Raw genomic sequence first — 12,407 nt, forward strand, 5'->3', positions numbered from 1 at the left:
AAACGTTTGAAACATTCAATGCACCGTTTATCCAGTTTTGAAAGAATAAATCTTTCAATTAAATAAAAAGTCTAGTGATGATGGCAAAGAGGTCACACCCGTTCCCATACCGAACACGGAAGTTAAGCTCTTTAGCGCCGATGGTAGTTGGGGGCTTCCCCCTGTGAGAGTAGGACGTCGCTAGGCAAAAAGTAACCACTGAGAAATCAGTGGTTTTTTTGTATGTTTTGAAATCTAGAAAATGTTAAAGTTTAATAGAGTGATCAAAATATTCAAAGGGGTGCAATGGAAAGGCAACAGGACAATATAGTAAGGTAATCAATGTACAGAAAAATAAATTAGAGGGTTTTATTCATAATAAAGAACAATGGGCTGTTTTAATACCAGGTTACTTACATCACGAATTACTAAATGAAGACGATATGATCTGGGTCTTCCAAGGAGACTTTGGTATAATTCAGAAAGCTGTTAAAGTAAAACTTAAAGTAAACAAATCAGATGCTCATCAAATACAGTTTGAATTAGAGGGTTTATCTGATCCTATAAATGGTAATGGTTCTTTTGAAATCATACAAAATCAAAATGAATCACCACAACTGACTGGTAATTTAACAATGAAAGCAAGTGGATTTTTAGCAGGAATGATGAATCCAGTATTAGATAATTTTGTACCTCGGCTGATTGAGCAATTAGTGGAAGCAATGGCCATTCAAGCATTACAAGACTAGTTATATGAAAATAAGTGGTGAGCCGATTATTACAGATAACAGCAATAATCGGTTTTATTTTAATAAGCAACTCTTATTGCTACAAAAATGATGGTTTAGGTATAGATGACTCTTTTTTTGAGTGAGGCGTCAATGATAATGACATCAAGCTGTGATTAACTTTGATGAAAAGGTTTGTTACTAAATAAAAAGTGGATTACTATGCGGAGGGATAGCTTTTTTCTCTCCTTATAATTTCGTATAATTAAAGGAGAATCTAACGAAAATGGGTGTTTGTTTTGCATAAGAAAAAACCAATTATAGAAGGGTTAGAACGTTTTCGACAGCAACAAAATATTTCTTTTCATGTCCCAGGTCATAAGCATGGTGAACTGTCCCACCTTCCACAAGCATTTAAGGATGTAATGCGTTATGATGTAACTGAGTTATCAGGATTAGATGATCTACATTACCCTGAGGAAATGATATTAGAAGCCGAGAATTTATTGGCAGATACATATGGAGCAACGAAGAGTTTCTTTTTGGTAGGAGGGTCTACTGTTGGAAATTTAGCAATGATTTATGCTACTTGTAACAAAGATGATACCATTATTGTTCAGCGTAATGCACATAAATCAATTTTCCATGCTATTGAACTTGTTGGGGCTAAGCCAATTTTTGTGTCGCCGCTATGGGATGAACGGACAATGTCGGCGACACATGTAACTTATAGAGATTTAAAAGAAGCCGTAGAAAATTATTCAGAGGCGAAAGCAGTAGTGTTAACATATCCTACTTATTATGGGATGACTTCGAATGAAATACAGCAACAAATTGCTTATTGTCATGAGAAGGGAATACCTGTATTGGTGGATGAAGCACATGGCGCTCATTTTAATGCATGTACGCTATTTCAGCCATCCGCATTGACACTTGGTGCAGACGTTGTTGTTCAATCAGCTCATAAAACTTTACCTGCTATGACGATGGCCTCTTTTATGCATGTTAAGTCGGAATTGATAGAGGCTGACAAAATACATCATTACTTACGCATGTTACAATCTAGTAGTCCATCTTACTTATTATTAGCATCATTAGATGATGCTCGCTATTATGTACAGACATATATGGAGAGTGATGGGGCATATATAATAGAAAAAAAGAATCAATGGGTAGATGCATTACGAGCAATTGGATCATTAGAAGTAATTGAAGTAGATGATCCACTTAAAGTATTGCTACGTGTTAATGGTTATAGTGGCTTTCAATTACAGGAGGCATTAGAGGCAAAGCATGTATATGGGGAACTTGCAGATGCCAATCAGGTTTTATTTGTGTTACCTTTGCTGAAGCAGGGACATACCTACCCATTTGCTGAAATCAGGGTTCGTATAAAAGAGGCCATAACAACGCTATTAAACACAGCTAAAACAGATAGCATAACGGCTTCTCAAACAGCCTATCATTTTGTACCGATTACTGAGCCTATATATACCTTTAATGAGGTTGCATCATTAAAGAAAGAATGGTTACCATATATGCGTACAATGGGGCGAATTTCAGCGAATATGATCATTCCTTATCCACCTGGTATACCATTATTAGTACCAGGAGAAAGAATAACAGTAGCTAAGTTAAGTCAATTGGAAGAGCTACTAGCAGCAGGTGCAACATTCCAGGGGAATCATCGTTTAGCAGAAAAAATGATTCAGGTTATTAAATAGTTGGAGGCAATAACAGCATGAATAGCAATTTATTTATTACATTTGAAGGACCAGAGGGAGCAGGAAAAACAACGGTCATTCAAATGATAGCAGAGCGATTAACAAAAAATAATATTGAAGTTCTAGCAACAAGAGAACCAGGTGGAATTGAGATTGCAGAAAAAATAAGAACGATTATTTTGAATCCTGCACATACTGCTATGGATGAACGAACAGAAGCATTGTTATATGCTGCAGCAAGAAGCCAGCATTATTTTGAGAAAGTACGTCCTGCCTTAGATGCAGGGAAGTTAGTGATATGTGACCGTTTTATCGATTCCTCTTTAGCTTATCAAGGATATGCAAGAGGTATAGGTGTCAATGAGGTGCTTTCTATTAATGAATTTGCTATTGGGAAGAAATTACCTGACGTGACCATACTATTTGATCTTGCTCCAGAGGTTGGCTTAGCGCGTATTCATGCAACTGGCAATCGGGAAGTAAACCGCTTAGATGTTGAAAGCTTGCCGTTTCATCAGAAGGTACGTGAAGGATATTTACAATTAGTAGAGCAGTACCCAGAGCGAATACGTGTAGTTAATGCAGATCAAGATATTGAAAATGTTGTGGAAGATGTATGGTTATTATTATTGGAAGCAATGCAGTAAATGCATGAAGTTGTCTACAACAATGTGATATAATGATACTATCCATTAATTTATCTTCACTAGGAGGGCAACATTTGTCGAAGTACCTATTAGGTCAGACACACCTTCGTGTAAGATACATTATGTGTTTAGGGAACCTTGTAGATGTCTCTTTTAAAACTTTCTTATAGAGTTTTTGTATCAACATGATGATGTTCCTCTAGTTCAACAGATGAACTAAGATTAAGTATAGAATTGAAATCTATCTAGGCGAATTTTATAAAAGGGGTGAGTGCGAATGAAGTTAGTCGTAGCTGTAGTGCAAGATCAGGATAGCAGCCGCTTATCAAATGCTTTAACGAAAAATCAGTTTCGCGCAACTAAATTAGCGAGCACAGGAGGATTTTTACGTTCAGGAAATACGACATTTCTTATAGGAACTGAAGACTCTCTCATACCCAAACTTTTAGATATTATTCGGGATAATTGTCGGGCAAGAGAGCAAATGGTTGCACCCGTTTCTCCGTTAGGAGGAAATGCTGATTCCTATATACCTTACCCTGTGGAGGTAGAGGTGGGAGGAGCTACCGTATTTGTTTTACCGATTGAACAATTCCATCATTTTTAAAAAGTAGCCTCCGAAGCTAAATCATTGATTATTTGTTACTATTAAACATTTTATTTAAAATCGATTATGCATAGGAGAAATAGATGAAAATTGTGGGGGCGAAACCAGCTTGAAGATTAATCAAGATATACGTGTCGGGTTAAATACAAATCGCAAAGAGCCACTACAAAATAATAATCAAAATAACCGATTTGGAGATATGGTCGTCAAGCAAGGTAATAAGCTGCAAACAGAACAACTCACGCGTTTGTTAGGAGATATATCTACTGCAGGGGACCGAGTAGCTAGATCACGTAATTTACGAGAACTTGCTAGGTTTAAAATGCTTGTTAAACGATTTCTACAAGAGACAGTAGAACATGGTATGGAGTTAAAACAATCACATACCTGGAATCGTTTTGGTGAAGGAAGACGTCTGAAAATCATTGAAACCATTGATACACGTCTTGTCGAGCTTGCACAGGATCTCTTAGACGAAGAAAAAGAAGCAATAGATCTTCTTGATAAAATCGGTGAAATTAAAGGCTTACTAATTAATTTATATATGTAAAACCCGTGTCTCGTTCTCATTTAGGCGCGGGCTTTTTTCAAATGTTGATGTGGCTACTCGCCATAAAGTAAACAACTGTAATCTTTACAAGAGTGCAAGAAAGTATCACCTTTTGTTGTAGAGACAGGAAGGAATTTAAATGTATGGCCAAGAATGTTGAAGAGCTACTCACACTGCAACCAGTCGTAATGAAGCAGCTTCAAACAATATTTGACAAGAATAGATTAGCACATGCATATATTTTTGATGGCGAAAAAGGGACAGGCAAGGCAGATATTATGCACTTTTTTGTCAAATTAATGTTATGTGAGCAACCAAGTGGAAATGTTCCATGTGAAACATGTCGAAATTGCAAACGTGTAGATTCGGGAAATCATCCAAATATTCATCAAATTTATCCAGATGGTCAATTCATAAAAATTGATCAGATGCGAGAACTCATCGGAGAAATGAAAATGGTGGGTGTAGAAGAAGGACGTAAGATTTATGTGCTTCATCATGCAGACCGTCTTAATACAGCCTCTGCAAATATGATACTTAAATTTTTAGAGGAGCCAGAAGGAGAAGTAACTGCCATATTACTAACTGAGCAAATGCAGTCAATTCTTCCAACTATCCGTTCTCGTTGTCAACATATCAAATTTCAAAAAATGCCACGTCATGTTTTGTTGAAGCATTTACAGGAAAATAATATTTCACATTCAATGGCCTCAACAGTAAGCATGATGACAAATGAGCTCGAAACAGCGATATTTTTAGCAAATGATGAGCAGTTTGCACTCGCTCGAAAAACAGTGTTAAAATTAGTAGAGGCCATTCGGCAAAATGTACATGAAGCATTGCTTATTGTGCATGAAGAGTGGTTGCCTCACTTTAAAGAAAAAAGCGAGATGGAGCAAGCATTGGATTTACTACTATTTGCTTACCGTGATATAGTGTCAATAAAAGCTAATCCCGAGGCAGCTTGTACTTATCCAGACATGTTACCACTATTTAAAGAAGTTGCGTTATATTCCACTTATGAAAGATTATCAAATCAGATGGAATCTATTTTACAAGCACGCGCCTCTTTACAGCGTAACATGAATAGGACGTTATTGATGGAGCAGTTAATGCTAAATCTGCAGGAGGGATATACATTTGTATAATGTAGTAGGAGTCCGCTTTAAAAAGGCGGGTAAAATATATTATTTTGATCCGGCATCATTTCTACTAGAGGATAGTCAATATGTTATTGTAGAGACAGCCCGCGGTGTAGAGTATGGAAAAGTAGTTGTCCCTCAAAAAGTTGTGGGTGATAATGATGTTGTATTACCACTAAAACAAGTACTTAGACCAGCAGATGATCGTGATCGTATACAAGTAGAGGAAAATGCAGCGGAATCAAAGCGTGCATTTGAGCTCGCTAGTACTAAAATTATAGAGCATAATTTAGAAATGAAACTTGTAGATGTTGAATATACATTTGATCGTAATAAAATTATTTTTTACTTTACAGCTGAAGGACGAGTTGATTTTAGGGATCTAGTAAAAGATTTAGCCTCGGTTTTTAGAACACGTATTGAACTTCGTCAAATTGGTGTGCGTGATGAAGCCAAGCTTTTAGGTGGTATCGGTCCATGTGGTAGAATGCTTTGTTGTTCCACATTTTTGGGTGATTTTGAGCCCGTTTCGATTAAAATGGCTAAAGATCAAAACCTATCATTAAATCCTTCAAAAATATCTGGCCTTTGTGGACGTTTAATGTGTTGCTTAAAGTATGAAAATGATGAATATGAAGAAGCAAAAGAGGGCATGCCAGATGTTGGTGAGATAACAATGACACCAGATGGCCGTGGGAAAGTAGTAGGGCTAAATGTGCTGGAAAGACTTATTCAAGTATATTTACATGAGCAGGAACGCACAGTTGAGTATACACTAGAAGAACTGCTAGCATGCGAAAAAAATCTTATTTAAGATAGAGAATTTAACGAGGTGGCTTGGGTGAAGGACCGTAATTTCTTAGATACCGTTATGGAGTTCGAACAACAGCTCGAAGCAATGCAGGAGCAATTTGGTGCATTGAAACAATTTGTAGCGTTAATGATGGAAGAGCATAAGGCGCTTGAAACAGAAAATCATCACCTACGTACACGTCTAGAAGAACTACTTTCTAATACAAACTCCGTACAAGCTGCTGAAGTAAAGAAAGAGAGTCCGCTAGATATTGGTGAGGGATATGATAACTTAGCTCGCCTCTACCAAGAGGGCTTCCATGTTTGCCATGTTCATTTTGGAAGTTCACGTAAGGGTGAGGATTGTCTGTTCTGTCTATCATTTTTAAATAAACAAAATGTGTAATAAAAGGCTGATTCCCGCTACGGTGGTGTCAGTCTTTTGTTTTGTAGCGTAGGAGGAGTAAGCATGGAAAAATGGCTAAAAGGTGACGAGCGGTTAGATTATTTGTTGGCTGAGAATTTACGTATTATTCAAAGTCCCTCTGTCTTTTCGTTCTCATTAGATGCAGTATTGCTTTCGAAATTTGTCAGTATTCCTTATCATAAGGGAAAAATCGTTGATTTATGCTCAGGAAATGGTGTGATTCCACTTTTTTTAAGTGCACGTACAAAGGGAAAGATAACAGGCGTAGAAATTCAGCCACGTTTATTTGAGATGGCAGAGAGAAGTATCCGTTACAATCAGCTAGAACAGCAAATTCAAATGATTCTTGGAGATGTTAAAGAAATACCAAAACAACTTGGCATTGAAAAGTATGATGTGGTTACCTGTAATCCACCCTATTTTTTAGCACATGAAGCGAGTGATAAAAATCTTAGTGAGCATCATGCCATTGCACGCCATGAATTGTATTTAACATTGGAAGAAGCGATTCAATCCGCAAGTAAATTATTAAAGCAAGGGGGCAAGGCCGCATTTGTTCACCGACCTGGGCGATTATTAGATATTGTGACAGCTATGCGAGCAAATCGCTTAGAGCCTAAACGGATGCAGCTCATTTATCCGAAGGAAGGGAAAGAGGCTAATACATTATTAATAGAAGGAATAAAAGATGGAAAGCCTGATTTAAAAATTCTGCCGCCGTTGTATGTTTATGATGCCAATAATGAATACACGACAGAAGTGAGAGAAATTCTTTATGGAAAAGAGCAATAATCACTACTTTTATGTGTTAGAGTGTGCTGATCAAACTCTTTATGCAGGGTATACAAATAATATAGAAAAACGTGTTGCTGTACATAACGCTGGTAAAGGAGCAAAATATACAAGAGCTAGAGGTCCAGTGAAATGTATTTACAAAGAAATATTCGAGACAAAGCAAGAAGCAATGCGTGCTGAATATGCCTTTAAGCAATTAACAAGAACACAGAAAATTAATTATATAAGGAGGGGTGAATCGTGAAATCACAAAAAAGTACAATACACGATCAGACAGGTTGTTTATATCTGGTAGGAACACCTATTGGTAATTTAGAGGATATGAGTGTGCGTGCACTTCGCATTTTAAAAGAAGCAGATATTATCGCTGCAGAAGATACTAGAAACACCAAAAAGCTGTGTAACTACTTTGAGATTGACACACCACTAATCAGCTACCATGAGCATAATATAGCCGTAGGTGGAGAAAAATTATTAACATTACTACAAGAAGGAAAAACAATTGCATTAGTAAGTGATGCAGGTTTACCTTGTATTTCTGATCCAGGTGCAGATATAGTGGAAAAAGCAATTGCCCAAAACTTTTCTGTTGTACCAGTGCCAGGGCCTAATGCAGCAATTTCAGCATTAATTGCATCTGGGTTATCGCCACAGCCATTTTTCTTTTATGGATTTTTGAATCGCGGAAAAAAGGAACGTCGCCAGCAATTAGAACAATTAAAAAAACGCCAAGAAACGATTTTACTATATGAGGCACCACATCGCTTAAAGGATACATTAAAAGATATGGAAGCTATACTCGGGGAACGTCGTATTGTTTTAGCTCGAGAGCTGACAAAGAAGTTTGAAGAGTTTTTACGAGGTACTTTGTCTGAAGCAGTAGAATGGTCACAAACTGAAGAAATACGAGGAGAGTTTTGTATTGTTCTTGAAGGTAATAGCTGTGTAGAAGAGGAAGATCATGAAGAAGCCTATTGGCAAAACATGTCCATTGTTGAACATGTTGATTTCATTATCAATCAATCGAATGTATCTTCAAAAGAAGCCATTAAAGAAGTAGCTAAGTTAAGGCAAGTGGCAAAGCGAGATGTTTATAATGAATATCATAGTGAATAATAGTAAAGAGTTACCTTATTAGGGTAGCTCTTTATTTTTATTTAGTTAATGACGCCGAAACTTATAAGTTGAAAAGTAATAATTTTGAGACACAATTTTAAATTGATAATAATTGTAAATAATAGTAACCTTAAATAGAAAGGTCTGACATGGACATTATAAGGGGTTAAGAAATTGGTTATATTAATAAACAGAAACACCTAAATCACTGTTTTGATTTAGGTGAGTAACTAATTATTTTTTTAAGTTAGATTGAATTTCTTTAACTAACATTTCTGCGCCTTCTGGACTTAAAATTAATTTGCCTCCAACTAGACGGAAGTTATCATCTGAAACTTCACCAGTAACAGCACATGTCATATTAGGCATATATTTTTTTAAGATGATTTTATCATCATCCACATAGATTTCTAAAGCGTCCTTTTCAGCAATACCTAGCGTACGGCGTAACTCGATAGGAATTACTACACGACCTAACTCATCGACTTTACGAACAATCCCTGTTGATTTCATAATAGATTTCCTCCTAATTTATAAAAGTTATATTGGTATTTCGTCAAATTTCGACATTATTTCTTTGTCTGATAGTTATCATACCAAGTAATGCCATAAACGTCAATTAATTAATGCACTAATATTATGGTTTTTAAAAAAATTTTTTGAGAAGAATGCAGGTATTTTAATTTTTTTAAAAGGTTTTTAATAAATATTTTTGTTAATAGTAAAAAAGGTTCTTATTTAAGTCATTTAATGGATTAAATATATTATTCGACAATTTTCGCGTTTAATAAACTTTCATTGAAACGAATTTCGTACTTCGTTAGAATAGAAAGTATATTGTAAAACAATGGAGGCAGTTCTTGTGAGTGAACAACAAAAAACATTCTATATAACAACACCCATTTACTATCCAAGTGGGAAATTTCATATTGGTACGGCATATACAACAGTAGCATCTGATACTATTGCACGCTATAAACGTTTAAAAGGTTATGATGTACGCTTTTTAACAGGAATGGACGAACATGGCCAAAAAATTCAAGAAAAAGCAGCAGAAGCGGGTAAACATCCTCAAGATTATGTAAATGAAATTGCCGATGCTGCGAAAAAACTTTGGGGTTTAATGGATATTTCTTATGATGACTTTATTCAAACAACGCAGGATCGACATACGAAAGCTGTCGAAAAGATTTTCCAAAAGTTTTTAGATAATGGTGATATCTATAAAGGTGAATATGAAGGCTGGTACTGTACACCGTGTGAATCATTCTTTACTGAGACTCAACTAGTTGACGGGAACTGTCCCGATTGTGGTCGTCCGGTGCATAAGGTTAAAGAAGAATCGTACTTCTTTAATATGAAGAAATATGCAGATCGTTTATTAGCTTATTATGAAGAGAACCTTGAATTCATTGAGCCAGAATCACGAAAAAATGAAATGATTAACAACTTCATTAAACCAGGGCTAGAGGATTTATCGGTATCAAGAACATCCTTCGACTGGGGAATTAAAGTACCAGGAGATCCAAAGCATGTTATTTATGTATGGGTTGATGCATTAACGAATTATATTACAGCCTTAGGTTATCTATCAGAAGATGAATCATTATTCAATAAATATTGGCCAGCAGATGTACATGTAGTTGGCAAGGATATTGTTCGTTTCCACACGATTTATTGGCCAATCTTCTTAATGGCATTAGATTTGCCATTACCGAAAAAGGTATTTGCTCATGGTTTTATTATGATGAAAGACGGTAAAATGTCTAAATCAAAAGGCAATGTAATTTATCCTGAAATGTTAATCGAGCGTTATGGTCTAGATGCGACACGTTATTTCCTATTACGAGAATTACCATTTGGCTCTGATGGGGTATTTTCACCAGAATCATTTATTGAACGTACAAACTTTGATCTGGCTAATGATTTAGGGAACTTATTAAATCGTACAATTTCAATGATTAATAAATATTTTGAAGGTATTATTCCGACAGAAAATCTTCAACCGACAGAATTTGATGCAGCTTTAAAAGAGCAAGCTGAGTCGGTACGTATTAAATATGAAGAAAGTATGGAAAAAATGCAATTTAGTGTCGTTCTTGCTGACTTATGGACGCTTGTTTCACGCACAAATAAGTATATAGATGAGACACAACCATGGGTGTTAGCAAAGGAAGAGTCAGACAAGCCAAAATTAGGTGCAGTTATGCGAAATTTGGCAGAAAGCTTACACCAAATCGCTGTCATGTTGCAACCATTTATGACAACAACTCCTAAACGTATGATCGATCAGTTAGGATTAGATGACAAATTCTTAGCATGGGATACAATTGCAACATTCGGCAATACTATTCCAGCAAACATTAAAGTGGTAGAAAAAGGGATACCGATTTTCCCACGCTTAGAAAATGAGGTTGAGATTACTTATATTCGTGAGGAAATGCGTGGGTCTGTGAAAACACCACAGGATGAAGAAATTAAAAAGGTAGCAAAAACTGAAGAAAATCCAGAAATTCCTGAAATTACTATTGATGATTTTATGAAAGTTGATTTGCGTGTAGCTACTGTGACTGCATGTGAAACTGTTCCGAAAGCAGATAAATTATTAAAGCTACAAGTTGATCTAGGATATGAGCAACGTCAAGTAGTTTCAGGTATTGCGAAATTTTATACACCAGATGATTTAATAGGTCAAAAAGTGATTGTCGTAGCAAATTTAAAACCAGTAAAATTACGTGGTGAAATATCACAAGGAATGATTTTAGCTGGTGAGAAAGATGGAATTTTAAAATTAGCATCAGTTGATCCTAAACTTGAAAATGGTGCAAAAGTAAAGTAATGAACTTAAGGAAGCCTGCTGAATATGAATTATTCAGCAGGCTTTTCAAATCTGTTAGAGAAATCGGGATTAAATTATTTTGATATAATTTACGATGCGTGAAAAACTTGGTTTTATGGGCCCTAAGAACTACTTGTGGTAATGTCGATTAAGTGGAATGTCACAATGTCGAATAGTTTGTAATGAAATTGTAATGATCACGAAAAATATGAAATAATAAATTTTAATAAAATCAATGTTAGGAGAATGAAGATGTTTATAGATACACACGTACATTTAAACGCAGATCAGTATGAGGAAGATCTTCAAGAAGTGATTGATAGAGCTCTTGAAGCTAAAGTAGAACGAATGGTAGTTATTGGTTTCGACCGTAAAACCATTGAGAGAACAATGCAATTAATAGAGCAATATGATTTTGTTTACGGTGTCATTGGCTGGCATCCAGTAGACGCTATTGATTGTACTCAACAAGATTTAGAGTGGATTGAGCAATTAGCTTCACATCCAAAAATAGTTGGCATTGGTGAAACGGGATTGGACTACTATTGGGATAAGTCTCCAAAAGACGTTCAACAGGAACTTTTTCGCAAGCAAATTCAATTAGCTCAAAAGATCAATTTACCAATCGTTATTCATAATAGGGATGCAACAGGTGATGTTGTACAAATTTTACGTGAAGAAAATGCTGCATCCGTAGGGGGTGTTATGCACTGCTTTAGTGGAAGTGTAGAAACAGCGCGTGAATGTATAGCAATGAATTTTATGATTAGTCTTGGGGGACCAGTGACATTTAAAAATGCACGTCTACCAAAGGAAGTAGCTACAGAAATAGCTCTTGAGCATTTGATGATTGAAACAGACGCTCCTTATTTAGCTCCACATCCACATCGAGGTAAGCGCAATGAACCCGCTTTCGTGCCTTTAGTTGCTGAGGAAATCGCACGTTTGAAAGGGTTGACAATTGAGGAAATTGCACAAGCAACTACAGCCAATGCGAAAAATTTTTTTGGGATTGACAATTAACTAGCTTAGATGCCTCCAATACAGGGTTTGTGGTTGGC

Annotated in this window: 14 protein-coding genes and 1 rRNA gene; 14 read left to right on the top strand and 1 reads right to left on the bottom strand. The window is 36.1% G+C overall.

The window, feature by feature from the left end; translation table 11 throughout:
- Window positions 1-70 precede the first annotated feature (70 nt).
- The 12 genes from rrf to rsmI all read left to right on the top strand — a co-directional run bounded on the left by rrf (window position 71) and on the right by rsmI (window position 8,507).
- Window positions 71-186: ribosomal RNA gene (gene rrf, locus VK91_RS20130) — 5S ribosomal RNA — on the top strand.
- Between the two features lie 131 nt (window positions 187-317).
- On the top strand, window positions 318-728 hold the full coding sequence (locus VK91_RS20135; RefSeq protein ID WP_048395424.1) for an SRPBCC family protein: 411 nt from the start codon (window positions 318-320) through the stop codon (window positions 726-728).
- Window positions 729-997: 269 nt separating this feature from the next.
- Window positions 998-2,431: an aminotransferase class I/II-fold pyridoxal phosphate-dependent enzyme gene (locus tag VK91_RS20140; RefSeq protein ID WP_048395426.1), complete on the top strand. Its 1,434-nt coding sequence runs from the start codon at window positions 998-1,000 to the stop codon at window positions 2,429-2,431.
- A 17-nt stretch (window positions 2,432-2,448) separates the two neighbouring features.
- Window positions 2,449-3,078, top strand: a complete 630-nt coding sequence (gene tmk / locus VK91_RS20145; protein ID WP_048395427.1) for a dTMP kinase — start codon at window positions 2,449-2,451, stop codon at window positions 3,076-3,078.
- A 277-nt stretch (window positions 3,079-3,355) separates the two neighbouring features.
- The gene (locus VK91_RS20150; protein WP_004229230.1) at window positions 3,356-3,685 is read left to right on the top strand and encodes a cyclic-di-AMP receptor; all 330 of its coding nucleotides are present in this window, start codon (window positions 3,356-3,358) and stop codon (window positions 3,683-3,685) included.
- Between the two features lie 109 nt (window positions 3,686-3,794).
- Window positions 3,795-4,235 carry a YaaR family protein gene (locus VK91_RS20155; protein WP_004229228.1) on the top strand — a complete coding sequence of 147 codons (441 nt, stop codon included), beginning with the start codon at window positions 3,795-3,797 and terminating at the stop codon, window positions 4,233-4,235.
- Window positions 4,236-4,378: 143 nt separating this feature from the next.
- Window positions 4,379-5,383, top strand: coding sequence for a DNA polymerase III subunit delta' (holB, locus tag VK91_RS20160; protein ID WP_048395429.1), 1,005 nt, complete (start codon window positions 4,379-4,381; stop codon window positions 5,381-5,383).
- Window positions 5,376-6,191, top strand: coding sequence for a stage 0 sporulation family protein (locus VK91_RS20165; RefSeq protein ID WP_048395431.1), 816 nt, complete (start codon window positions 5,376-5,378; stop codon window positions 6,189-6,191). Before holB ends, VK91_RS20165 begins: the two co-directional genes overlap by 8 nt.
- A gap of 27 nt (window positions 6,192-6,218) precedes the next feature.
- Window positions 6,219-6,575 carry a DNA replication initiation control protein YabA gene (gene yabA / locus VK91_RS20170; protein ID WP_004229222.1) on the top strand — a complete coding sequence of 119 codons (357 nt, stop codon included), beginning with the start codon at window positions 6,219-6,221 and terminating at the stop codon, window positions 6,573-6,575.
- A 63-nt stretch (window positions 6,576-6,638) separates the two neighbouring features.
- The gene (locus tag VK91_RS20175) at window positions 6,639-7,388 is read left to right on the top strand and encodes a tRNA1(Val) (adenine(37)-N6)-methyltransferase (protein WP_048395434.1); all 750 of its coding nucleotides are present in this window, start codon (window positions 6,639-6,641) and stop codon (window positions 7,386-7,388) included.
- Complete coding sequence (locus VK91_RS20180; protein ID WP_004229219.1) at window positions 7,372-7,635, top strand: GIY-YIG nuclease family protein; 264 nt, start codon at window positions 7,372-7,374, stop codon at window positions 7,633-7,635. The genes VK91_RS20175 and VK91_RS20180 overlap by 17 nt, the downstream gene beginning before the upstream one ends.
- Window positions 7,632-8,507 carry a 16S rRNA (cytidine(1402)-2'-O)-methyltransferase gene (gene rsmI, locus VK91_RS20185; protein WP_048395435.1) on the top strand — a complete coding sequence of 292 codons (876 nt, stop codon included), beginning with the start codon at window positions 7,632-7,634 and terminating at the stop codon, window positions 8,505-8,507. Before VK91_RS20180 ends, rsmI begins: the two co-directional genes overlap by 4 nt.
- Before the next feature lie 234 nt (window positions 8,508-8,741).
- Here the strand turns inward: rsmI and VK91_RS20190 are convergent, their stop codons facing one another.
- Window positions 8,742-9,020: an AbrB/MazE/SpoVT family DNA-binding domain-containing protein gene (locus tag VK91_RS20190; RefSeq protein ID WP_004229214.1), complete on the bottom strand. Its 279-nt coding sequence runs from the start codon at window positions 9,018-9,020 to the stop codon at window positions 8,742-8,744.
- A 334-nt stretch (window positions 9,021-9,354) separates the two neighbouring features.
- Here VK91_RS20190 and metG point away from each other — a divergent pair, with 334 nt between their 5' ends.
- Both metG and VK91_RS20200 read left to right on the top strand, forming a co-directional pair.
- On the top strand, window positions 9,355-11,346 hold the full coding sequence (gene metG / locus VK91_RS20195; protein WP_369700629.1) for a methionine--tRNA ligase: 1,992 nt from the start codon (window positions 9,355-9,357) through the stop codon (window positions 11,344-11,346).
- Window positions 11,347-11,598: 252 nt separating this feature from the next.
- On the top strand, window positions 11,599-12,369 hold the full coding sequence (locus tag VK91_RS20200) for a TatD family hydrolase (RefSeq protein ID WP_048395439.1): 771 nt from the start codon (window positions 11,599-11,601) through the stop codon (window positions 12,367-12,369).
- Window positions 12,370-12,407 lie beyond the last annotated feature (38 nt).

Origin of the sequence: Lysinibacillus sp. LK3, assembly GCF_001043675.1 — a bacterium.
GTDB lineage: Bacteria > Bacillota > Bacilli > Bacillales_A > Planococcaceae > Lysinibacillus > Lysinibacillus capsici.